This window comes from Azospirillum sp. B510 (assembly GCF_000010725.1).
In the GTDB taxonomy this organism is placed as follows: Bacteria; Pseudomonadota; Alphaproteobacteria; order Azospirillales; family Azospirillaceae; genus Azospirillum; species Azospirillum lipoferum_B.
Genome location: NC_013855.1, coordinates 567,501 through 591,296 on the forward strand (window position 1 = coordinate 567,501; position 23,796 = coordinate 591,296).

At 64.8% G+C, this 23,796-nt stretch carries 17 protein-coding genes, 2 rRNA genes and 2 pseudogenes (1 of these 21 cut by a window edge); 5 read left to right on the top strand and 16 right to left on the bottom strand.

All coding sequences use genetic code 11. The annotated features are described in order from the left end of the window. Together AZL_RS17840 and rrf are read left to right on the top strand one after the other, a co-directional pair. A 23S ribosomal RNA gene (locus AZL_RS17840) occupies positions 1-2,580 on the top strand (it extends 164 nt beyond the left edge of the window). A 135-nt stretch (positions 2,581-2,715) separates the two neighbouring features. Continuing rightward, positions 2,716-2,831, top strand: a 5S ribosomal RNA gene (gene rrf, locus AZL_RS17845). A 381-nt stretch (positions 2,832-3,212) separates the two neighbouring features. Here the strand turns inward: rrf and AZL_RS17850 are convergent. From AZL_RS17850 to AZL_RS17875, 6 genes are all read right to left on the bottom strand, one after another. After that, positions 3,213-4,112, bottom strand: coding sequence for an NAD(P)-dependent oxidoreductase (locus AZL_RS17850; protein WP_012975888.1), 900 nt, complete (start codon positions 4,110-4,112; stop codon positions 3,213-3,215). Positions 4,113-4,186: 74 nt separating this feature from the next. Beyond that, positions 4,187-6,079 carry a TRAP transporter large permease subunit gene (locus AZL_RS17855; RefSeq protein WP_012975889.1) on the bottom strand — a complete coding sequence of 631 codons (1,893 nt, stop codon included), beginning with the start codon at positions 6,077-6,079 and terminating at the stop codon, positions 4,187-4,189. Positions 6,080-6,225: 146 nt separating this feature from the next. Beyond that, a complete protein-coding gene (locus AZL_RS17860; protein WP_012975890.1) occupies positions 6,226-7,266 on the bottom strand; it encodes a TRAP transporter substrate-binding protein in 1,041 nt (346 codons plus the stop codon). A 123-nt stretch (positions 7,267-7,389) separates the two neighbouring features. Then, positions 7,390-8,439 carry a transketolase family protein gene (locus AZL_RS17865; RefSeq protein ID WP_012975891.1) on the bottom strand — a complete coding sequence of 350 codons (1,050 nt, stop codon included), beginning with the start codon at positions 8,437-8,439 and terminating at the stop codon, positions 7,390-7,392. Then, a complete protein-coding gene (locus AZL_RS17870; RefSeq protein ID WP_042444567.1) occupies positions 8,394-9,239 on the bottom strand; it encodes a transketolase in 846 nt (281 codons plus the stop codon). Before AZL_RS17870 ends, AZL_RS17865 begins: the two co-directional genes overlap by 46 nt. Positions 9,240-9,274: 35 nt before the next feature. Beyond that, positions 9,275-10,024 carry an SDR family NAD(P)-dependent oxidoreductase gene (locus AZL_RS17875; RefSeq protein ID WP_012975893.1) on the bottom strand — a complete coding sequence of 250 codons (750 nt, stop codon included), beginning with the start codon at positions 10,022-10,024 and terminating at the stop codon, positions 9,275-9,277. Between the two features lie 222 nt (positions 10,025-10,246). On the opposite strand from AZL_RS17875, the gene AZL_RS17880 reads away from it, so the two are divergent. Further along, positions 10,247-11,197, top strand: a complete 951-nt coding sequence (locus tag AZL_RS17880; RefSeq protein ID WP_012975894.1) for a LysR substrate-binding domain-containing protein — start codon at positions 10,247-10,249, stop codon at positions 11,195-11,197. Between the two features lie 127 nt (positions 11,198-11,324). Here AZL_RS17880 and AZL_RS17885 read toward each other — a convergent pair whose 3' ends face one another. Beyond that, positions 11,325-13,388, bottom strand: a complete 2,064-nt coding sequence (locus tag AZL_RS17885; protein ID WP_012975895.1) for a methyl-accepting chemotaxis protein — start codon at positions 13,386-13,388, stop codon at positions 11,325-11,327. Positions 13,389-13,756: 368 nt separating this feature from the next. On the opposite strand from AZL_RS17885, the pseudogene AZL_RS37635 reads away from it, so the two are divergent. Beyond that, positions 13,757-13,885 (top strand): annotated as a pseudogene (locus AZL_RS37635) (IS3 family transposase); the annotation flags it as partial. Here the strand turns inward: AZL_RS37635 and AZL_RS37640 are convergent. From AZL_RS37640 to AZL_RS17920, 7 genes and pseudogenes are all read right to left on the bottom strand, one after another. After that, positions 13,885-13,965: pseudogene (locus AZL_RS37640) on the bottom strand (NAD(P)-binding domain-containing protein); the annotation flags it as partial. The pseudogenes AZL_RS37635 and AZL_RS37640 overlap by 1 nt on opposite strands. An 81-nt stretch (positions 13,966-14,046) precedes the next feature. After that, positions 14,047-15,384 (bottom strand): glucarate dehydratase, encoded by a 1,338-nt coding sequence (gudD, locus tag AZL_RS17895; protein ID WP_012975897.1) that lies wholly within the window; start codon positions 15,382-15,384, stop codon positions 14,047-14,049. Between the two features lie 215 nt (positions 15,385-15,599). Then, complete coding sequence (garD, locus tag AZL_RS17900; protein ID WP_012975898.1) at positions 15,600-17,129, bottom strand: galactarate dehydratase; 1,530 nt, start codon at positions 17,127-17,129, stop codon at positions 15,600-15,602. 50 nt (positions 17,130-17,179) lie between these two features. Further along, entirely contained in the window at positions 17,180-17,953 is a 774-nt protein-coding gene (locus AZL_RS17905) for an HpcH/HpaI aldolase family protein (RefSeq protein WP_012975899.1), read from the bottom strand. 136 nt (positions 17,954-18,089) lie between these two features. Continuing rightward, entirely contained in the window at positions 18,090-18,992 is a 903-nt protein-coding gene (gene glxR, locus AZL_RS17910) for a 2-hydroxy-3-oxopropionate reductase (RefSeq protein WP_012975900.1), read from the bottom strand. A gap of 42 nt (positions 18,993-19,034) precedes the next feature. Beyond that, positions 19,035-20,093, bottom strand: coding sequence for a mannonate dehydratase (locus AZL_RS17915; RefSeq protein WP_012975901.1), 1,059 nt, complete (start codon positions 20,091-20,093; stop codon positions 19,035-19,037). A 70-nt stretch (positions 20,094-20,163) separates the two neighbouring features. Further along, positions 20,164-21,507, bottom strand: a complete 1,344-nt coding sequence (locus AZL_RS17920) for an MFS transporter (protein WP_042444182.1) — start codon at positions 21,505-21,507, stop codon at positions 20,164-20,166. Positions 21,508-21,974: 467 nt separating this feature from the next. Between AZL_RS17920 and AZL_RS17925 the strand changes: the two genes are divergently transcribed. Beyond that, the gene (locus AZL_RS17925; protein WP_247894406.1) at positions 21,975-22,940 is read left to right on the top strand and encodes a LacI family DNA-binding transcriptional regulator; all 966 of its coding nucleotides are present in this window, start codon (positions 21,975-21,977) and stop codon (positions 22,938-22,940) included. Positions 22,941-23,008: 68 nt separating this feature from the next. Here AZL_RS17925 and AZL_RS17930 read toward each other — a convergent pair whose 3' ends face one another. Both AZL_RS17930 and AZL_RS36355 read right to left on the bottom strand, forming a co-directional pair. Continuing rightward, the gene (locus tag AZL_RS17930) at positions 23,009-23,191 is read right to left on the bottom strand and encodes a hypothetical protein (protein ID WP_042444184.1); all 183 of its coding nucleotides are present in this window, start codon (positions 23,189-23,191) and stop codon (positions 23,009-23,011) included. A 338-nt stretch (positions 23,192-23,529) separates the two neighbouring features. After that, on the bottom strand, positions 23,530-23,682 hold the full coding sequence (locus AZL_RS36355) for a hypothetical protein (protein WP_158305990.1): 153 nt from the start codon (positions 23,680-23,682) through the stop codon (positions 23,530-23,532). Positions 23,683-23,796 lie beyond the last annotated feature (114 nt).

Sequence of the window (23,796 nt, forward strand, 5' to 3'; positions counted from 1 at the left end):
GCATGGGAAGCGAACCCGGCGAACTGAAACATCTAAGTAGCCGGAGGAAAGGACATCAACCGAGACTCCGCTAGTAGTGGCGAGCGAACGCGGACCAGGCCAGCCATCTTGTCTACATAACCGGAACCGTCTGGAAAGTCGGACCACAGTGGGTGATAGTCCCGTATGGATAAACCGGACGAGATGCACGAGTAGGGCGGGGCACGTGAAACCCTGTCTGAACATGGGGGGACCACCCTCCAAGCCTAAGTACTCCTCAGTGACCGATAGTGCACCAGTACCGTGAGGGAAAGGTGAAAAGCACCCCGACAAGGGGAGTGAAACAGTTCCTGAAACCGGATGCCTACAAGCAGTCGGAGCCTCTTCATGGGGTGACGGCGTACCTTTTGTATAATGGGTCAGCGACTTAGAGTATGCAGCGAGCTTAAGCCGGTAGGTGGAGGCGCAGCGAAAGCGAGTCTGAACAGGGCGCCCGAGTTGCATGCTTTAGACCCGAAACCTGATGATCTAGCCATGGGCAGGTTGAAGGTGCGGTAACACGCACTGGAGGACCGAACTCACGCCTGTTGAAAAAGTCGGAGATGACCTGTGGCTAGGGGTGAAAGGCCAATCAAATCAGGAAATAGCTGGTTCTCCGCGAAAGCTATTTAGGTAGCGCGTCGCGTATTGCCGCGGGGGGTAGAGCACTGGATGGGCTAGGGGGGCGCGAGCCTTACCAAACCTAACCAAACTCCGAATACCCGTGAGCAGAGCGCGGCAGACAGACGGTGGGTGCTAAGGTCCATCGTCGAGAGGGAAACAGCCCAGACCGCCAGCTAAGGTCCCCAAATCACGGCTAAGTGGGAAAGGATGTGGGAAGGCCATGACAACCAGGAGGTTGGCTTAGAAGCAGCCATCCTTTAAAGAAAGCGTAATAGCTCACTGGTCTAGTTAAGCCGGCCTGCGCCGAAAATGTATCGGGGCTCAAGCCGTGTACCGAAGCTGCGGATGTATCGCAAGATACGTGGTAGCGGAGCGTTCCGTAAGCCTGCGAAGGGTGTCCGTGAGGCCGCCTGGAGGTATCGGAAGTGAGAATGCTGACATGAGTAGCGACAAACAGTGTGAGAAACACTGTCGCCGAAAGTCCAAGGGTTCCTGCGCAAGGTTAATCCACGCAGGGTGAGCCGGCCCCTAAGGCGAGGCCGAAAGGCGTAGTCGATGGGAACCACGTTAATATTCGTGGGCCTGGCGGAGGTGACGGATGGGAAAGCGTGTACGATCTTATCGGATTGATCGTGCTGTGGACCTGTTCCAGGAAACAGCCCCGCCATACAGACCGTACCCCAAACCGACACAGGTGGACTGGTAGAGTATACCCAGGCGCTTGAGAGAATGGTGTTGAAGGAACTCGGCAAATTGCCCTCGTAACTTCGGAAGAAGAGGGCCCCGTTTTGGCGCAAGCCAGGGCGGGGGGCACAGACCAGGGGGTAGCGACTGTTTACTAAAAACACAGGGCTCTGCGAAGCCACACAAGGCGACGTATAGGGTCTGACGCCTGCCCGGTGCCGGAAGGTTAAGAGGAGAGGTGCAAGCCTTGAATTGAAGCCCCGGTAAACGGCGGCCGTAACTATAACGGTCCTAAGGTAGCGAAATTCCTTGTCGGGTAAGTTCCGACCTGCACGAATGGCGTAACGACTTCCCCGCTGTCTCCAACACCAACTCAGCGAAATTGAACTCTCCGTGAAGATGCGGAGTTCCCGCGGTCAGACGGAAAGACCCCGTGCACCTTTACTACAGCTTTGCAGTGGTGCTAGGGACTTCATGTGTAGGATAGGTGGGAGGCTTGGAAGCCTGGGCGCCAGCCCGGGTGGAGCCAACCTTGAAATACCACCCTTGAAGTCTCTGGCATCTAACCGTGGCCCGTGATCCGGGTCCGGGACCCTGCATGGCGGGTAGTTTGACTGGGGCGGTCGCCTCCCAAAGTGTAACGGAGGCGCGCGATGGTGGGCTCAGAGCGGTCGGAAATCGCTCGTCGAGTGCAATGGCATAAGCCCGCCTGACTGCAAGACTGACAAGTCGAGCAGAGACGAAAGTCGGCCATAGTGATCCGGTGGCTCCACGTGGACGGGCCATCGCTCAACGGATAAAAGGTACGCCGGGGATAACAGGCTGATGACTCCCAAGAGTCCATATCGACGGAGTCGTTTGGCACCTCGATGTCGGCTCATCACATCCTGGGGCTGGAGCAGGTCCCAAGGGTTCGGCTGTTCGCCGATTAAAGTGGTACGTGAGCTGGGTTTAGAACGTCGTGAGACAGTTCGGTCCCTATCTGCCGTGGGTGTCGGAGTTTTGCGAGGATCTGTCCCTAGTACGAGAGGACCGGGATGGACATACCTCTGGTGCACCGGTTGTCACGCCAGTGGCATGGCCGGGTAGCTAAGTATGGACGGGATAACCGCTGAAAGCATCTAAGCGGGAAACCCACCTCTAAACCAGAGCTCCCTTGAGAGCCGTGACAGACCATCACGTCGATAGGAGGCATGTGGAAGGGCGGCGACGCCTGAAGCTAAGCCTTACTAATCGCTCGATCGGCTTGATCCCAACCCCACACAACCGCGCCATGCGCAGCAGCAAGCCTGCTTGACGCAAACAAGCCGGTTCGATACATCCTCTCAATCACTTGCACGTTCAAGCATATGCCTTGTTGGAAGGAGCGTCGGTCTTGTGCCTCGGTGACCTGGTGGTCATGGCGAGGTGTCAAACACCCGATCCCATCCCGAACTCGGCCGTGAAAAGCCTCCGCGCCAATGGTACTGCGTCTTAAGACGTGGGAGAGTAGGTCGCCGCCAGGTCGCTCAGGCACAAGAGACAATCTTTCCAAAAACAAGCCGCTTGCATCTTCACACTCAAAATCGAAAGGCCCCGCGCTCAATATGAGACGGGGCCTTTCGCCGTTGGCAGATCAGAAACGCGCCGGTAGGCGTTGCCTGTGTATGCATGCGGTGAGCTTGCTAGAGCTTCGCGCCTGAAATCTGGATCGAGGCCCGAACCATCGAAGAGCTGTGCAAAGCCGTCGGATCAATCTGCGACCTCTATACACCAGATGAATGCTGGAATTGCATCATGCACGCAGGATATGCGTCCGATCAAACGCTTGATGATCTAATTACCCGCATCTTCGAAGGTCGTACCTTGCTTGACCGGCTGCCGCGTCACTGCGACCTGCAAAGGGGTCATTTTTCCAAGAATGACCGTTGACTGGTCCCGTTCACCACATGATAGCTGCGGATGACTTGGCTGTCGTCCATCCCGCCCTCGCCCCGGCCCGAAGTGGCAAGGAACATCTGGTGGGCAACGGCGGCCAGGGGCAGGGCGGCCTTGGCGTCGCGGCCGGCTTCCAGCACGATGCCGAGATCCTTCACGAAGATGTCGACCGCGCTGGTAGCCTCGGGATCGGCTTGCAGCATGCGTGGCCCGCGGTCCTTCAGCATCCAGCTGGACGCCGCGGAACCGCTCATGATCTCCAGCAGGACCTCCAAGTCGACGCCGACCTTGGCCGCGAGCGCGAAGGCTTCGGCCACCACGGCGATGTGGACGCCGCACAGCAGCTGGTTGACGGTTTTCACCGTGGCACCCTGTCCCGGCTCTTCGCCGACATGATAGACCTTGCTTCCCATCGCCGTCAGCACCGGGCGCACCCGCTCCACCACCGCGGCCGGTGCCGCCGCCATGATCGACAGGCTGCCGGCGACCGCTCCGACCACGCCGCCCGAAACAGGCGCGTCGACGAAGCCGCGGCCGGCCGCCTCCACCCGCGCCGCGAGCGCGGCTACGGCACTTGGCGGACAGGTCGCCATCAGGATCACCGCCGCCGCCGCCGGCAAGGCCTCCAGCGCGTCTTCGGCGAACAGGACCTGCTCGGCCTGGGCGGCGTTCACCACCATCAGCACCAGCGCGTCGGCTCCGGCGGCCGCATCCGCCGCCCCGGTGGCCGGCCGGGCGCCGCATGCCGCCAGGGCTTCGACGTTCTCGCGCCGGACGTCGAACCCCTGCACGGCGAAGCCCTGTGCCAGCAGATTGTGCGCCATGGGCATCCCCATGGAACCAAGCCCGATGAACCCAACGGTCGTCATTGTCCTGGTGTCCTCAAAAGGGAATGGAAGGCTGGAAAAAGGCGGCGCGGGCAGATCGCCCGCGCCGGACCCGGTCAGCCGAGGAAGCCGATCGACACCCACGGCACCGCCGCGACGATGATCAGCCCGACGGCCAGGGCTGCCAGATATCCCAGGATGGGCTTCATGCCTTCGTCAGGGCTGATGCGGCTGATCGCGCAGGCCGCGTAATAGCCGACACCGAAGGGCGGGGCGAACAGGCCGATGCCCATCGCCAGGATGACGATCATCGCGTAATGGACCTCATGCACGCCGATCTCGCGGGCGATGGGGAACAGCAGCGGACCGAACAGCACGATGGCGGGGATGCCCTCCAGGACACTGCCCAGGATGATGAAGGCGACGATGGAAACCGCAATGAACACCGGCACGCCGCCCGGCAGCTCGCGCATTACCGTCGCCAGGGTGTTGGAGAAGCCGGACTGGGTCAGCGCCCAGGCCATGCCGGTGGCCGCTCCGATGATCAGCAGAATGGCGCCGGATAGGGCCGCGGTTTCGACCAGCATCGGGTAGATGCGGCGCCAGTCGAACTGGCGGTAGATCAGCAGGCCGGCAACGACGGCATAGACGATGCCGATGGTCGACACTTCGGTCGCGGTGGCGACACCCTCGATCACCGCGGCGCGGATGACGAAGGGCAGGGCGATGGCCGGCAGCGCGATCAGGAATGCCTTGGCGATCTCGCCCCGGCTGGCGCGGCGGACGTGGGACAGATCCTCATGTCGGTAGCGCCACCAGACCAGGGCCGCCAGCGCCGCGCCCAGCACGATGCCCGGCAGCAGGCCGCCGGTGAACAGAGCGGCGATCGACACACCGGTGACCGACCCGATGGTGATCAGCACCAGCGACGGCGGGATGGTTTCGGTCTGGGCGCCGGTGGCGGACAGCAGGGCGACCAGATCGCCAGGCTTGGCCCCGCGCGCCTTCATCTCGGGGAACAGCACCGGGGCGACCGCCGCCATGTCCGCCGCCTTCGACCCGGAGATGCCGGAGACCAGATACATGGCGCCGAGCAGGACATAGGACAGGCCGCCGCGCACGTGGCCCAGGAGGCTGGCGAGGAAGCCGACCATGGCGCGCGCCATGCCGGTCATCTCGATCAACTGGCCCAGGAAGACGAACAGCGGTACCGACAGCAGGATCAGGTGGCTCATCCCTTCGTCCATCCGGCCGACCATGACGATGGCCGGGGTGGAGGTGGCGAGCGACAGATAACCGAAGGTGGCGAGCCCGAAGGAAAAGGCGATTGGCAGGCCGAGGAACACCATCACCCCGACGCCGAGCACGAAGAACAGCAGCAGGTTCAGGTTGCCGAGCCCGGCGAAGACCGGACCGGCCAGCATTGCCGCACCGATCGTCGCCGTTACCGCCAGCGCCGCCCACAGCACGTCGATGGCGCGGCCGCGCCGGGCCAGCCGCAGCAGGGCGACCGAGATCATCAAGGCGATGCCGACCGGCAGCGCCGCGGCGCGCCAGGAATTGGCGATGTCGAGCGCGGGGGTGGTGACCCACACCTCTTCCGATGCGAATTCATAGGCGGGTTCGGTCATCAGCAGCAGGAAGGCCAGCGCCGCCGTCATGGCGAGCACGTCCAGGAAGGCCTGGGCGCGCGGTCCCAGCATGCCGACCAGCGCCGTCATCCGCATATGCTCGCCCCGGCGCAACGCGACGACCGAACCGAACATGGCGAGCCACAGGAACAGGATGGAGGCCAGTTCGTCCGACCAGATGATCGGGCTGTGGAGGAGATAGCGCCAGATGACGCCGACCAGCAGCACGCCGACCTCAGCGAGCACCAGCAGCGCCGCCGGAAACTCGACGAGCAGCCCGACGCCCCGGTCGAGCTGATCGAGCCAGCGGGCATGGCTGCTGGACGGCTGTCCGGCGCCATGGATGGACGCGGTCGCCGCAGTGACGGGAGTGTTCATGGAGGCCAGCCCTTCGGGTGGAGGGTCGGTTCGCACCGACGATCGGTTTGGGGGGCCGGTCGGCCCGGTCCGGCGTCCGCCAGGGCGGCGGGCGGGTCGGCGGGTCCGGCCGGGTCGGGTCGGCGGCATTTCGGCGACAGCCGGCCTCAGCCCAGCTTGCCGGTCACCGTCTCCAGCAGCTCCCAGGCGACGGTGCCGTACTTCCCCTTCCACTCCGCGTAGAAGTTGGTGGTGGACAGCGCTTGGCGGAACGGCTCGCGGTCGACGCCGTGGAAGGACAGCCCCTTGGCGGCCAGATCGGTCTTCAGTGATTCAGCCAGCGCCGCGATGTCGGCGCGCTGGTCGTCAGCCGAGCGGTCCAGCTCGCGGCTGACGATGCCCTGGATGTCGGCCGGAAGTCTGGCGAAGGCGCGCTTGTTACCCAGCACCCAATAGCCGTCCCAGACATGGGCGGTCAGGCTGCAGGACTTCTGCACCTCGTAAAGGCGCGTGGTGGCGATGATCGCCAGCGGGTTCTCCTGGCCCTCGACCACGGTGGTCTGTAGCGCCGAATAGAGTTCGTTGAAGTTGATCGGTGCCGGGGCGGCGCCGATCGCCTTGAACAGCGAGGTCAGCGCCGGCGCCGGCGGCACCCGCATCTTGAAGCCCTTGATGTCTTCCGGCGTCCTGATCACCCGGGTGGACGAGGTGACGTGGCGGAAACCGTTGTCCCAGATCTTGCTGAGCGTGAAGATCGGCGTCTTGGCTATCTCGTCGCGGACATGCTTGCCCAGCGCGCCGTCCATCGCCTGCCAGACGGCGCCATAGTCCTTGAAGGCGAAGCCCATGCTGGTGATACCGGACAGCGGCACGAAGGTGGCGAGGATCAGCGAGGACAAGTTGAAGATCTCGACGCCGCCGTTGCGCACCTGCCCCAGCAGGTCGGTGTCGCTGCCCAGCTGGTTGGCCGGGAACAGTTTGATGTCCAGCCGGCCCGATGTCGCCTCGCGGATGCGGTTGATCGCTTCCTGGGCGCGGATATTGACGGGATGGGTCGGATCCTGTCCGGTGGCGTACTTGAACTGGAACTCGGCGGCGTCGGCCGGGTGCTTCAGGATGGTCACCAGCGGCATCGCGGCGGCGGCGGCCAGGACGGTGCGGCGGCTCGGACGGAAGGAGGTCGTGCGGAAGGGCGGCATCTTGAGCATGGTTTCCTCTCCGGATGTTCTATGATTTGGCTTTTTGGCGACCAGGACCAGGACCAGGACCGGGAGCGGGGAACGGAGACGGGGAGCGGGTGGCCCGCTCCGCCGCCATCCATCTGCCGACCTCTATTGCCAGCTCTTGATGCTGGCGACCATCGCGTCGGTGGAGATGCCGTAGAGGTCGTGCAGGGTGGGCAGGGCGCCGGCCTTCAGGAACTCGTCCGGCAGGCCGATTTGGCGGAATGCCGGGGCGACCCCGGCGCGCAGCAGCGTGCCGGCCACCGCCTCGCCCAGCCCGCCGATTACGGTGTGGTTCTCCGCCACCACCATCATGCGGCCGGTCCGCCCGGCCTCGGACAGGATGGTCTCGGTGTCGAGCGGCTTGATGGTGGGGACGTGCAGGACGCCGACGTCGATCCTTTCGGCCTCCAGCACCTTCGCCACTTCCAGCGCCCGCATCGTCATGATGCCCGACGACACGATCAGCACGTCGGCGCCGTCGCGCAGCAGCTTCGCCTTGCCGAGTTCGAACTTGTAGCCGTACTCGTCCAGAACCAGCGGCACGTTGCCACGCAGCAGGCGCATGTAGACCGGACCCTGATGGGCCGCCATCGCCGGCACCACCTGTTCGATCTCGTGCGCGTCGCAGGGATCGATCACCACCATGTTCGGCATGGCGCGCATCAGCGCCAGGTCCTCAGCGGCCTGATGGCTGGGGCCGTAACCGGAGGTCAGGCCGGGCAGGGCGCAGACGATCTTGACGTTGCGGTTCTCCTCCGCGATCGTCTGGTGAACGAAGTCGTAGGCCCGGCGCGAGGCGAAGACCGCATAGGTGGTGACGAAGGGCATGAAACCCTCATGCGCCAACCCCGACGCCGCTCCCATCAGCAGCTGTTCGGCCATTCCCATTTGATAGAAGCGGTCGGGATTGGCCTGGGCGAAGATGTGCAGGTCGGTGTATTTGGCGAGGTCGGCGGTCATGCCGACGATCTCCGGCCGCTGCTTCGCCAGCTCGACCAGCGCATGACCAAAGGGCGCCGGCTTGGTGCGCTGCCCCTCCGCCGCGATCGAGGCGATCATGGCGGACGTCTTCAGGCGCGGCTTGGCGGTGGTGTTGGTGGTGGCGGTGCTCATGCGCTCCTCCCGGCGTCGAGCGCGTCGAGCGCCAGCTGCCATTCGTGTGCGTCCACGCGGATGAAGTGATTCTTTTCGCGGGCTTCGAGGAAGGGCACGCCTTTGCCCATCCTGGTGTCGCAGATGATCATCCGCGGCTTCGGCTCGCGGTACGACTTGGCGGCGTCGAAGGCGGCGACCACAGCGTCCAGATCGTTACCGTCGATCCGCTGGACGAACCAGCCGAAGGCCTCCAGCTTGTCGGCCAGCGGCTCGAAGGCCATCACCTGGGTCGATGGGCCGTCGGCCTGCTGGTTGTTGACGTCGACGATGGCGATCAGGTTGTCCAGCTTGTAGTGGGCGGCCGACAGGATGGCCTCCCACACCGACCCCTCGTCCAGCTCGCCGTCGGAGAACAGCGTGTAGACGCGGTTGTCGGACTGCTTGCGCTTCAGCCCCAGCCCGATGCCGACGGCGATGCCGAGCCCGAGGCCGAGCGATCCGCCCGACATCTCCATGCCCGGCGTGTAGGCGGCCATGCCCGACATCGGCAGGCGGCTGTCATCGCTGCCGTAGGTCTCCAGCTCGTCGGCCGGGACGATGCCGGCCTCGATCAAGGCGGCGTACAGCGCGATGGCGTAATGGCCGTTCGACAGCAGGAAGCGGTCGCGCCCTTCCCAATGCGGGTCGTCGGGCCGGTAGCGCATGGCGTGGAAGTAGGACACGGCCAGCACGTCGGCGATGTCCAGCGCCTGGCCGATATAGCCCTGGCCCTGCACCTCGCCCATCAGCAGGGCGTTGCGGCGGATGCGGTAGGCGCGTTCGCTCAGCGGCACATTGTGGCCGAGCGGGGTGGTATCGATCGCGGGGTCCACGGGGGGTCTCCGTCCGTTCGGGATCAGTGGATCAGCATGCCGCCGTTGACGTCGAGCGTGGCCCCGGTGACATAGGACGACAACTCCGACGCCAGGAACAGGCAGGAGCGGGCCACGTCCTCGGCATCGCCCAGGCGGTTCAGCGGGATGCCCTTGAGGATCTCCAGCCGCAGCTCCGGGGTCAGCTTGTCCCCGGTGATGTCGGTCTGGATCAGGCCGGGGGTGACCGAATTGACGCGGACGTTGTCCGGCCCGAGTTCGCGCGCCATCGCCTTGGCGAGGCCCAGCACGCCGGCCTTGGCGGCGCTGTAATGCGGGCCGCCGAAAATGCCGCCCCCACGTTGCGCCGATACCGACGAGATGCAGACGATGGAGCCGGACTTGCGCTCGCGCATGTGGGGAATGACGGATTGGCTCATGTACAGGGTGCCGCGCAGGCTGACGTCGGTCACCGCCTCGTAGTTCTTCGGGCCGATGTCCATAAGCTTCAGCGGCTGGGTGATGCCGGCATTGTTGACCAGCACGTCGATGCGGCCGAACTCCTCCACCACGCGGGCGGCAGCGGTGAAGCAGGCCTCCCGGTCGGTCACGTCGCAGGCGAGGCCGCGATGGGCCTCTCCCAGTTCGGCAGCCGCCTCGGCCGCCTGGGAACCGTCCAGGTCGAGGATGATCGCACGTGCGCCATGCAGTGCGAAAAGCTTGGCGGTAGCCCGGCCGATGCCGCGGCGCGACGCGGCGCCGGTGATCACACAGACTTTGTTGGACAGCAGCATGGTCGCTCCTTCCTTCTGAAGCTTGCCTCGGACAAGGCTCCGCCAGGGCGGTCCCGGAGGAGCCGCGACGGACCGTTGTCTTCGCGTGGGTTATGGTGGATTTCCGCTTGATCAGCTGATGGTTTGCTAACCGGATCGTTGCGAGGATGCTACGGTCTTGAGATGAATCCGACAAACGAATAAGATCGTCTTCACATGAACTGAGTTCATTAGATCGCTGCAATGCAAAGACGGGTTTCGATCAAGGCGCTCCAGGCTTTCGAGGCTGCCGCGAGATTGCAATCCTTCGCGACTGCGGCGCAGGATCTCGGTCTGACGCCATCGGCGATCAGCCATCAGGTGAAGATTCTGGAGGAGCAGCTGGGCTTTCCGCTGTTCCACCGCGTGCACCGTTCGGTGACGCTGACCGACGCCGGCCGGGCCTATGCCACGGAGATCATCGCCGCCTTCGCCCGTATCGATGCCGCCACGCGCAACGCCACCACCGCCGGGGCCGGAACCACGATCCTGACCGTGCGCTCGATGCCGAGCTTCGCCACGCAATGGTTGATGCCGCGCCTGAACCGCGTGAAGGAGTTGCATCCGGCCATCGATATCCGGCTCCAGGCCTCAGTCTCTCCCATCGACCTGACGACGGGGGCGGTCGACATCGACATCCGCTACAATCCGGGTCCGCCCCCGGCTGGCTGCGTGATGGCGCAGTTTCCGGAGGACAGCATAGTGCCGATGTGCTCCCCCGGCCTCGCCAGTGGCCTGAACCCAATCCGGCGGCCACAGGATCTGAGCCGCCATATGCTGATCCATTCGGAAGTCAACATTGTCGGCTGGCGCGACTGGGCGCGCCGGCACCGCGGCGTACAATTGGACATGGAGCGCGGCCTTCGCTTCGACCGGTCCTTCATGGCCATCAACGCCGCGGTGAACGGGATGGGGGTGTGCCTGGACAGCCTGCTGCTCGCTCGCCAGGAGCTTGAGTCCGGCAAGCTGGTCATCCCCTTTCCCACCCGTCCGCTCAAGGCGCAGGGGCACGGCTTCGTCACGCTGAAATCGTCCTTCGACCTGCCGAAGGTCCGCCTATTCCGTGACTGGCTGCTGGGAGAGCTGGAAACATGCCGTCAATGGGAGGAGCGTTATCTCGTTTCCCTGGAGAGAGCGGCGATGCCGCCACGATAAGGGGGGCCTCCTTGCCGCCTGTTCCACGCAAAGTGCGGGAGAAGCTTTTTACCGGGGGAAGGTCACCCGCTTCATTCTACGGGACAGTTTGCGGCTCCGGACGTGGCGCGAGAACTGCCGAACCCCGTCAAGCGGCGCGGATGCCGGTCAGGAAGGTTTCCACCTCGCGGCGCAGGTCCGCCGCCTGACGCGACACGCTGGTGGAGGCGTCCAGCACCTGAGATGCCGCCCGACCGGTTTGGCCGGCGGCCTCGTGCACCTGCGCGATGTTGCCGCTGACCTGGCCGGTGCCTTGGGCCGCCTGTTGGACGTTGCGCGAAATCTCGGCCGTGGTGGCGCTCTGCTCCTCAATGGCGGCGGCGATGGTCGCGGCGATCTCGTTCATCGTGCCGATGGTGCCGCCGATCTCCTCGATAGCATGCACCGTGCCGCGCGTCGCGTTCTGCACGCTGTTGATTTGGGCGGAGATGTCCTCCGTCGCTTTGGCCGTCTGGTTGGCCAACTGCTTCACCTCGCTTGCCACGACGGCGAAGCCCTTGCCGGCCTCCCCCGCCCGCGCCGCTTCGATGGTGGCGTTCAGCGCCAGCAGGTTGGTCTGGCTGGCGATGTCCTGGATCAGCTTGACGACTTCGCCGATGCGCGCGACCTCCTCGGCCAGGTTGCGGACCGAGCCGGTGGTGTCCTGAGCCTCGCGTACCGCCTGGGCGGCGACGCCGTTGGAACGAGAGACCTGTTCACTGATCTCCCGGATCGACGCGGTCATCTCCTCCGTCGCGGAGGCCACGGTTTGAACGTTCATCGAGGTCTGCTCCGCCGCGGAAGTGGAGGCGGAGGCCTGACTGCTGGTCTCCTCCGCCAGCGCCGCCATGGATTTGGCGGTTTCGTTCAACTGGGCGGAAGCCCCGGACACGCTGTTAAGGATGGCCGACACGGTGCGGTCGAAGTCCCGCACCATCCGTTCGACCGCGGCGGTGCGCGTTTCGCGGGCGGCACGCTGAGCCTCCTGTTCGGATTCGAGACGGACGCGCTCGATGGCGCTTTCCTTCAGCACCTGGATCGCCCGTGCCATTGCACCGATCTCGTCAGGCAGCTTGGAATGAGCGATGTCGACGTCGAGGTTGCCGTCGGCCAGCCGGACGACGGTGGACGTCAGGGTGCTTAGACGCCGCGTGACTTGGGCCGACAGCATGATCAGCACGATGCCGAACGTGATGCAGACCACGCCCAGAATGACCCCGGCGAGAATCAGATTGGTCCAAGCCTTGGCGATACTGTCCTGGTTGCTCGAATGGGCGACAACGAGGGCCGCATCCCGCATTACCAGACTGTTGTTCAGCATTGGCGTCGCCCAGGGACGCCAATCGGCCAGCGTTACCGGAGACGGCATGCCCTTGCGAGCGGCATCGATCACGCTTTGGAAGCGCTGTTCGCCCTCCGACATGATGGTCGTGCGCACATGATCCAGCGCCCTGGTCAACTCCGGTGGGTTGCCGAGGTTGAGCACCGCCTGCTGCATCATCTGCCAGAGCCCGGCTATCCTGCCGGTCATCTCGGTCGCGGCTTGCAGCCGATCCGGCCCGAAGGGTAGGCCGGCGACGAACAGTCCGACGGCGGCGGAGCGGGTACCGTTGACGTCGCGCATGTCCTGAGCCAGCCGCGCCAAGTTGGCGTGGCCGAACAGGTCGGGACCGCTGACGATGGTGGAGCGGTAGGCATCGTCGATGGCCTTGCCGACATTCTGATTGGCCGCAATGATGGCATCTACGGTGGCCGTGGCGATTGTCGCCGGACGGCCGGGCTTCGCCTGCTCCGCCGCCTGCCGGGCAATTGTCCGCGCGGCCTTCAGCTGGTTGGCCGCGGTGATGATAGGAGAGGCGGACAGGTGGGCGGCCTCGATTTGCCGACGGGCCTTGTCCAGGGCGGCGTCGCTGGCTGAGATGGCAGTCTCCAGAGGCTGAGCGGCCGCGATGTCCAGCGGCTTGTCATTGTCGAAGACAACCGCCCAGCGTGACCGTTCTGCGGCCAGCAACGGACCAATTTGCAGTGTTGCCTCGAATGCCGACAGCGAGTTTTCCGTCTGGTGGCGTTGCCGCAGTTCATCCACGGCGTTCCACGCAAGGACGGCGGCCATGCAGATGGGGAACACAGCAATCAGGATGTTTGCACACAAAATTTTTGTACGGATTTTCATGCTACGGCCCTCGTTTTCTGCGGCTGTGCTCAACTTCCGTTGCAGCTCATATAGTTTTTATAACCACCGGCCAGTTAGTAGGAAATCCTTATCCAATCGATTATTTCAAAGCTGGTTAAAATGAGGAAAGATTTTCATAAATTTTCCAATTATTCCAACGGAATTTTTAGCCACTTCTCTTCGTTGGGACGGCCTTCGTGAGTGCACCGAATTGATTGCATATTCTTGAAAAGAATGCAATTTTAGATGGTGTTTATCAAGGGTATGCTGCTTGGGCATGAGCGGGCCTTTTGACCGGCCCGCCGGGTCTCGCGGAACAGGATCAGCAGGACGCTGGCGATCACGATGCCGGTGCCGAGCAGCCCATGTGGCGCTTGTCGCGCACCGCCCACGCCGACTTCGTCCTGGATGCTTTGGAGCAGGCGCTGCACGACCGCCGGCCGACCAAGGGCAGCGGCCTCGTCCATCATTCCGATCGTGGATCGCAATATCTCGCCAGCCTATGGCCGGCCGCCTGAAGATGCCCCGCCATCGGCGTGCCCATGATCCCCAATCCGATAAAGCCAAGCTTGCTCATCTCACGTTCTTCTCGTGATGTCTTGTCATTGCGGGCGAGGGGCGGGGGCGGCGGCCCGGAGATCACGCCGCCCCGCCGCGCTCAGCGCACCAGGCAGGGGCGCTTGTTGTCGAAGGTCCAGCCGGCGATCAGGTACTGCATGGCGATGGCGTCATCGCGGGCCCCCAGGCCGTACCGCTTGTAGAGGTCGTGGGCCTTGGCCAGCTCGTCCATGTCGACCTCGACGCCCAGGCCCGGTTTCCGCGGCACCGCGACCAGACCGCCCTTGATCTGGAACGGCTCCTTGGTGAGGCGCTGGCCATCCTGCCAGATCCAGTGGGTATCGATCGCGGTGATGTTGCCCGGCGCCGCCGCGGCGACGTGGGTGAACATCGCCAGCGAGATGTCGAAGTGGTTGTTGGAGTGCGAACCCCAGGTCAGTCCCCATTCGTGGCACATCTGGGCGACCCGGACGGAGCCTTGCATGGTCCAGAAATGCGGATCGGCCAGCGGGATGTCGACCGACTGCAACTGGATGGCGTGGCCCATCTGGCGCCAGTCGGTGGCGATCATGTTGGTCGCCGTCGGCAGGCCGGTGGCGCGGCGGAATTCGGCCATCACTTCGCGGCCGGAATAGCCTTTTTCCGCGCCGCACGGGTCCTCGGCATAGGCGAGCACGTCACCCTTGCCCTTGCACAACCGGATCGCCTCCTCCACTGACCAGGCGCCGTTGGGATCGAGGGTGATGCGGGCCTGGGGAAAGCGCTTGGCCAGCGCCGTCACCGCCTCGATCTCCTCCTCGCCGGCCAGCACGCCGCCCTTCAGCTTGAAGTCGTTGAAGCCGTAGCGGTCATGCGCCGCCTCGGCCAGCCGGACCACCGCCTCCGGGGTCAGGGCCACCTCGTGGCGCAGGCGGAACCAATCGTTATCGGCATCGGGTTCGCTGCGGTAGGGCAGATCGGTCCTGGTCCGGTCACCGACATAGAAAAGGTAACCCAGCATCTCGACCGCGTCGCGTTGCTGCCCCTCGCCGAGCAAGGCGGCAACCGGGACCTCCAGGAACTGGCCGAGCAGATCGAGCAGCGCCGCTTCCAACGCCGTTACGGCGTGAATGGCGATGCGCAGGTCGAAGGTCTGCAAGCCGCGGCCGCCGGAATCGCGGTCGGCGAACGCCCGGCGCGCCAGGTTCAGAATGTTGTTGAAGGCGCCGATCGGCTGGCCGATCACCAGGGCGCGGGCGTCCTCCAGGGTCTGGCGGATCTTCTCGCCGCCCGGCACCTCACCGACGCCGGTGTGCCCGGCGCTGTCCTTCAGGATGAGAATGTTGCGGGTGAAGAACGGGGCATGGGCTCCCGACAGGTTCAGCAGCATCGAGTCATGGCCGGCGACCGGCACGACCAGCATTTCGGTAATCTTGGGCGACGATGATTGAGCAGCCATGGTGGGTCTCCAGGGGGCGGCGCTGAAAGCCGCGCTCCGCTTTGGTTGTTGGGGGGAGCGGTCATCGCAGCTGACGCCACCGGTTTGGCGATAAGCTCTCGAGATGAACTTCTTGCGGATTTTTCCGGTCGGCCGACGGGCGCGCCCCGGCGATGCCGAAATGCGCGCGGATCAATGTGGAGGAAATCATCGATCGCAGGGAAGGCCCGGCCCGATCAGGTCACCGGTGCCGGGTTGAAGAGCGTCAGCGCGTTGCGCAGGCCCCAATGGTCGGCCCAGGTCGTTTTGCGGCCGCTGGCCACATCCAGGATCAGGCGGAAGATCTCCCAGCCAATGTCCTCGATGCTGGCGTGTCCGGTGGCGATGCGTCCGGCGTCCACGTCGATCAGATCGTGCCAGCGCTCGGCCAGCGCGGTCCGGGTCGCGACCTTGATGACCGGCACCATGGCGAGGCCATAGGGCGTCCCGCGGCCGGTGGTGAACACCTCCATGGTGCAGCCCGAGGCGAGTTGCAGCGTGCCGCAGACGAAGTCACTGGCGGGGGTTGCGGCGTAGATCAGCCCCTTGCGCTCCGCCCGCTCGCCGGGCGACAGAACGCCGACGATCGGGCTGCTTCCGGACTTGGCGATGGAGCCCAGCGCCTTTTCCACCACATTCGCCAGCCCACCCTTCTTGTTGCCCGGCGAGGGGTTGGCGCTGCGGTCGGTCCGGCCCGCCGACAGGTAGCGGTCATACCAGTCCATCTCGCGCACCAGGGCCCGTCCGACCTCCTCGTCAATGGCGCGCGGCGTCAGCAGGTGGATGGCGTCGCGGACCTCGGTGACTTCGGAAAACATCACGGTGGCGCCGGCGCGCACCAGCAGATCCGAGGCATAGCCCACCGCCGGGTTGGCGGTGACCCCGGAGAAGGCGTCGCTGCCGCCGCATTGCATGCCGACCACAAGGTCGGAGGCCGGACAGGTCACGCGCTTGCGCTTGTTCAACTCCGCCAGACGCGTCTCGGCCATCTCCATGATCGAGGCGACCATGGCGCCGAAGCCGACATGACGCTCGTCCTGAAGCGTCATGATGCTGGTTTCGCCGTTGGCGCCGGCCGGCAGCAGGCGTTCCGGCTGGAGCTTCTCGCAGCCCAGGCCGACCACCATGACCTGCCCACCCAGGTTGGGGTTGCGGGCGAGGTTCTTCAGGGTGCGGATCGGCACCACCGCTTCGGGAGCGTTGATCGCCACGCCGCAGCCGTAGGTATGCCCGATGGCGACGACATCATCGACGTTCGGGAAGCGGGGCAGCAGTTCCGTCCTGATGCGGTTGACCGCGGCATCCAGAACGCCGGCCACGCATTGCACGCTCATGCTGATGCCCAGCAGATTCTTGGTGCCCACCGAGCCGTCCGGGTTGCGGAAGCCTTCAAAGCTGTAGCCGTCCAGCGGTGGCTGCGCCGGCGGCACGTTGGTGGCGAGCGGCAGGCTGGCCAGCGCCGGCGCGTTGGGCAGCGTCACGAGCGACTCCTCGATCCAGCTGCCCCTGGCGATGGCGCGCGCGGCATGGCCGATCACCTCCCCGTAGCGGCGGATCGGCGCGCCCTCGGCCAGATCGGCGAGCGCCACCTTATGACCTTGCGGAACGAAGTCGCGCAAGGTCAGGCCGCAGGGGAACTCAGTCCCTTCCGCCAGTCCCGGCGCGTTGACGATGATGGCGACGTTGTCGTCGCCATGCACCTTGATGTAGAGCGGAGTGTCGGACATGAAACAGGCCCTCGGATGTGCCGCCTGGGTTTGCCGGTGGTCGCGCGGTGTCAGAGATTGGCTTTGAACTTTGCGGCGAGTTGTTCGGAGGTTCGGGCGAGGATACCGAGGTCGGATCCGACGGCGACGAAGGTGGCGCCGCGCTCGATGTAGCGCTTGGCCAGGGTCTCGTCGGCGGACAGGATGCCGGCTGGCTTGCCGCAGGCGCGGATGCGGGCGATGGCGTCCTCGATGGCCGCCTGGACCTCGGGGTGCTTTGGGTTGCCGACATGGCCGAGCGCCGCCGCCAGGTCGCCGGGGCCGATGAACAGGCCGGTCACGCCCTCGACCGCGGCGATCTCCTCGATGTTGTCCAGCCCCTTGCGGCTTTCGACCTGGACCAGCACCGCCAGTTCGGCCTCGCATCGCTGCGGGTAGTCCTTGATCCGGCCGAAGCCGCTCGCCCGCGGTGCGGCGGAATAGCCGCGCACGCCGTGCGGCGGATAGCGGGTGTAGGACACCGCGTCGGCGGCCTCCTCGGCGCTCTCCACGTAGGGGATCAGGAAGGACTGCACGCCGATGTCCAGGTAACGCTTCAGCGTCACCATGTCGTTCCACGGCACGCGCACCACCGGATGCGCCCGGCCGCCGGCGGCGGCGGCCTGGAGCTGGCTGTAGACCATCGGCAGCTCGTTGGGCGCATGCTCGGTGTCGAGCACCAGCCAGTCGAAGCCGGAGCCGGCGATGATCTCCACCGTCACATGGCTCGACAGGATCGACCACAGGCCGATCTGCAACCGGCCGGCCTCGATCGCCCGCTTGAAGGCGTTTTCCGGAACGTTCATCGCTTCACCTCCTGGTTCAGCGCGCGTCGCTCAGGATCGCGCGGAACCCGTTGACATTGGTCATCCACCGCAGTGGGTCCCGGGGGACGGGGCGATGGGCAAGGGGGTGTCCCCCTTGCCCATCGCCCCGTTGTCGTCAGACCGTCTGGCCGATCTCGAAGTTGGCGAGCATCTCCAGCGCGCGGACCATGGCGGAATGGTCCCAGGCGCGTCCGCCGTTGGCGGCGCAGGCGTTGAACAGCTCCTGGGCGGTGGCGGTGTTGGGCAGGCTGACGCCGAGGGAACGGGCGGTGGCCAGCGCCAGGTTCAGGTCCTTCTGGTGCAGCTCGATGCGGAAACCGGGGTCGAAGCTGCGCTTGACCATGCGCTCGCCATGGACCTCCAGGATGCGGGAGTTGGCGAAGCCGCCCATCAGCGCCTGGCGGACCTTGGCCGGATCGGCGCCGGCCTTGGCGGCGAGCAGCAGGGCCTCGCCGACCGCCTCGATGGTGAGGGCGACGATGATCTGGTTGGCGACCTTGGTGGTCTGTCCGTCACCGTTGCCGCCGACCAGGGTGATGTTCTTGCCCATCAGCTCGAACAGCGGCTTGACGGTCTCGAAGGCCTTGTCGGGGCCGCCGACCATGATGGTGAGCGAGGCCGCCTTGGCGCCGACCTCGCCGCCCGACACCGGAGCGTCGAGATAGTCGCAGCCCAGCTCGTTGACGCGCTGGGCGAAGTCCTTGGTGGCGACCGGCGAGATGGAGGACATGTCCACCACGATCTTGCCGGCGCCCTTTCCGGCGCCCAGGCCCTCGGCGACGCCGCCGACGCCGAACAGCACCTTCTCGACATCGGGGGTGTCGGGGACCATGATGAAGACGATCTCGGCCTGTTCCGCCACCTCCTTGCCGGAGCCGCAGACCACTGCGCCACCGGCGACCAGCACCTCCGGCACCCCGCCGACGGTGTGGACGTACAGCCTATGGCCGGCCGCCTGAAGATGACCCGCCATCGGCGTGCCCATGATCCCCAATCCGATAAAGCCAAGCTTGCTCATGATGTTTCCAATCCTTTGGGTTTCTGGTTGACGGCAACCGGGTCAGGCGGCCTGAAGGAGGGCCTGCGTGTATCCCAGGCAGAAGGCGAAGAAGCGTTCGCGATCCGGGTCGACGTCGGAGAAGGGGACGTGGTCGGGGCAGAGGACGCCCTTGTAACCGACCTCGCGGTAGGCACGGATGCAGGCCGCCATGTCGACGGAGCCCTCGTCCGGCATCGCCTCGCGGAAGTCCAGGTAGCCGCCCTTGATGTTGCGGAAATGGACCATGAAGATGCGGTTCTGCGGGCCGAAGGTGCGGATGGCCTCGACCACCGTTTCGGTTGGGCTGCGCGACATCTCGGCGATGGTGCCCTGGCAGAAGTTGAAACCGAGCGACGGGCTTTCCGGCGCCAGATTGACGAAGCGCTTCAGGCCGTCCAGCGAACCGAGCACATGGTGCACGCCGTTCAGGCCGCCGGGCGGGTAGGCCGGGTCGTGCGGGTGGCAGGCAAGCTTGACGCCAGCCCGCTCGGCGGTGGGGAGGAGCGCTTCCACCAGATATTCGATGGCGCGCCAGCCATCGGCTTCGGAGATGCCGCCGGCCTGCGACGCCATCACTTGGCCGCAGGTTTCGGCAGCGCCATCCGCACGGGACGCCTCGTCATCCGGCAGCACGGTGCCCCAGTAGGAGAAGCGGGCGTCATTCTCCGCCTTGTACTCGTCGGCCTTGAAGGTCGAGCAGCGCATGCCGCCGCGTCCCTCCACCTCTCCCGTGCGGGTGATGCCGACCATGGCGACCGTGTATTTCACCATGTCCACCCCGCCCTCGGCGGCGGCCTGGATGTTGTGGCGGAGTTCCCTGGCCTTGGCCGCGGCCCTTTCAGGCGCGCGCAGGCTGTCGAGCAGGATGGAACCGACATCGAGCGCCATACCTTCCAAGCGCAAGCCATAACCCTCGATCCACCGGCGCTGTGCCGCCACCTTCGTGGCATCCCACAGCCCGTCCTCGCCGATCACCGCGCTGTTGGGGCGGGTGTCGATGACGATGCCCTTGGCGCCAAGCTGTGCGGACAGGCGCAGGCGCTTGTCAGTCGGGTTGATCAGTTGTTCGCCGATGTGCATCGGAAAATCCTCTTGGACTGCGTCTTCAACGGGGGAAGGTGGGCTGCCGCGCGGCGGCCCCGGGGACCGATCACTTTTTCAGTTCCATGCGCTTGATCTCGCCGACGACGACCAGATAGCTGACCGCGGCGATCAGCGCGTTGGCACCGACGAAGACCAGGGCGCCGTTGAACGAGCCCGTCGTCTGGATGATGTAGCCGATGATGAGCGGCGTGCTGATCGACGAGATGTTGCCGCACATGTTGAAGACGCCGCCCGACAGGCCGGTGATCTCCTTGGGCGCGCAGTCCGACATGACGGCCCAGCCGAGGGCGCCGACGCCCTTGCCGAAGAAGGCCAGCGCCATGAAACCGACCACCACCCACTGCACGTCCGTGTAGTTGCAGGCGATCATGCTCATCGACAGCAGCATGCCCAGCACGATCGGCGTCTTGCGCGCCGACGTCAGCGAGAAGCCCTTGCGCAGCATGGCGTCCGACACCACGCCACCGAGGAGGCCGCCGGCGAAGCCGCAGATGGCCGGGATCGAGGCGATGAAGCCGGCGTTCAGCACCGACATGCCGCGGGCCTGCACCAGGTAGACCGGGAACCAGGTGATGAAGAAGTAGGTGATCGCGTTGATGCAGAACTGGCCGAGGAAGATGCCGACCATCATGCGGCTGGCGAAGAGCTGGCGGATGTAGTCCCACTTGGCCCCATCGGCAGCGCTGGCCGTCTTCTTGTCGGCATTGTCCATATTGACCAGACCGCCGCCCGCGGCGATGTAATCCACCTCGGCCTGGTTGATCTTCGGGTGCTCCACCGGGCTGTGGACGGCCTTCAGCCAGAGGCAGGCGACGATCAGGCCCAGAATTCCCATGAACCCGAAAGCCCATGGCCAGCCGAAGGAGTGGGTGAGCCAACCCATCACCGGGGCGAAGATCACCGTGGCGAAGTATTGGGCCGAGTTGAAGATGGCGGAGGCCGTAGCCCGTTCATGGCCGGGGAACCAGGCGGCGACCACGCGGCTGTTGCCGGGGAACGAGGGCGCTTCCGCCAAGCCGACGGCGAAGCGAAGCGCGAACAGCGCCGCGACCGCCGTGGCGCCGGTCAGGAAGCCGACAAAACCCTGGAACAGCGTGAACAGCGACCAGGTGAAGATGCTTCCCGCATACACCCACTTCGAACCAAAACGATCGAGCAGCCAGCCGCCCGGCAACTGGCCGATCACATAGGACCAGCCAAAGGCCGAGAAGATGAAGCCCATCTGGGCGGCGTTGATGCCAAGTTCCTTGGAAAGCACTGGGCCGCCGATGGCCAGCACCGCTCGGTCGGCATAGTTGAGGGCTGTCACGACGAACAGCATCACAACGATCGTCCAGCGGACACGCGTTTTTGTTGCCGTTGCCGCGATGGCGGCAGCGGGGTCACTCATAACTGTTTGGACACTCATATGGCGCCTCCATTTTCAATGACATGCTGCCGCCGGTTATTTGGTGTTTCCCATCCATAGCCAGAAATTATCTGTTGTGAGCGCTCTCTTAAGAGCGATAAATGCCTGGCGTTTTTTGTTACCGCTCACAATAGCGCTGCGATTGTTAGCTTCAATGAAAATGCGACGCAAGAGGCTGCGGCGCTTTGCCACCGTTTTTTCCGTTAAGCCAACAATCAAATGGTCCGGCGGGCTTCTTTGCCGCCGGCCGGCCCCGTCGGCCCCAGCGGACGTCCTTGCGTCTCACCGTCGCTGGCCGTATCTAAAACTCAACGTTTGGGGTCCGCGCCGTGTCCGACACACCAACTCTCCGCCCTCGCCATCAGAGGACCAAGAAGGGAGCCACGCCGGCAAAGGCTGCCGGAGGCCGCACCGCGCGACCGTCCAGCGGACGGGCGACGCTGGAGACGGTGGCGACGCTGGCCGGCGTTTCAAGGATGACGGTCTCCCGCGTGATCAATCACCCGGAAACGGTGACCTCGGAACTCAAGGAGGTCGTTCAAAAGGCGATTGTGGAAACCGGCTATGTCCCCAACCTGCTGGCTGGCGGGCTGGCGTCGAGCCGGACCAAGGTGGTCGCGGCGGTCGTGCCGACACTCACGCACGTGCTGTTCTCGGGGGCGATCCAGGCATTTACCGACCGGCTGGCCCTGGACGGCTACCAGATGCTGCTGGGGCTGTCCGGCTACCCCACCGAGCGCGAGGGCGGTCTGCTCCAGGCTATCCTCAGCCGACGGCCGGACGCCCTTTATCTCACCGGCACCAGCCATCTGGCGCAGACGCGCCGGCAGTTACGGGCCGCCAAGATCCCGATTGTCGAAACCTGGGACCTGTCGCACAAGGCGGTGGACATGGCCGTCGGCTTCTCGCACAAGGCGGTTGGCCAAGGGGTCGCCAACTATCTGTATGGCAAGGGATACCGGCAGTTTGCCACGATCGGCGCCGACGATGAGCGTGCGACGCTGCGCAGCAGGGAATTCATCGCGACCCTGGCCGGCCATGGGATCAGCGACGTCGCCTGCATTTCCACACCGGCTCCCAGCACCATGGCCATGGGACGGGAAGCCCTGGGTGAACTGCTTGCGAATGGGTTCCGGCGGGGCGCCATCCAGTGCAGTTCCGATGCGATGGCGCACGGCGTGGTGCTTGAGGCCCAGGCCCGCGGCCTGGCGGTGCCGGGGGATATCGCCGTGGTCGGCTTCGGCGACCTGGATTTCGCCGCCTACATGTCACCGCCGCTGAGCACCGTGCGCATTGATCGCTTCGCCATCGGCCGCTTGGCCGCCGAAGCCCTGCTGACCCGCTTGGCCGGCCATCCGGTCGCCCGGAAGGTCGTCGACGTCGGCTTTGGCATCGTTGAACGCGCCACCACCTGATCCGACGGATCGACATGGCGACGCCGTACCTCGATCTCCATGTCGGCGGACGGCGCGATCAGGCCGGATCAGTTGAAGAGAAGCGGGTCGCGATTGGCCGTATCGGTGATGGCCTGGAAGTCGATGGACGCCATCGGGACCGCTGCGCGCTCGGCGGAGGACGAGGCACCGGCGGCGGCGGCGGCGACCAGGGCAGCCAGTGCGATGATGGCGGCTGTCGCACTGCGGGCGACGGAATGCTTGGTCTGCATAATATGGCCTTCTCGAAACCCTGTGGTCGGGCGGTGTCATTCGACCGCCGCTTTTTGTACCGTAAACATCGCACCGGAATCTCCCATCGACACCCGCCGTTTCGGCATGGCTTGTCTTGGAATGTTGCAGTGCAGCTAATGCTAATTGCTCGCTATCTTATGCAGGTGAGAGTGTAGATTTCGCAGCGCTGTTATGACAACTTTCACATGGATGACGCGTTATCCTTCCGCCAGCGATCTCCACACGACTTTGGTGCGGAATTCGGCCTGAAGGCAGGCTTTGCCTGGAAGCGATGGACTTCAGGCGAACTTGCGGGTGACCGGCAAGCTGGGCGGATTCAAGCGATCGGCAGGGCGTGGTTGCTGTCGCTGGTGCGGACCCGGAAGGCTCGGGGACGCTGGGCACGAAGACCGTAACCGTGACGGTGCATGGGGTGTTCGACATGTCCCCGCTTGAACTCGTCCATGAAAAAGCGCCGTGTCGTCGTCATGTCCACCTTCCGTTCCCAGCAGGAGCTCAACTGAGCTGTCCTCCAATCCGGAGGAGGCTCGGCACGGAGATCCGTTCCATCTCGGACACCCGTGTCGGCAGCCAGTTGAACCGT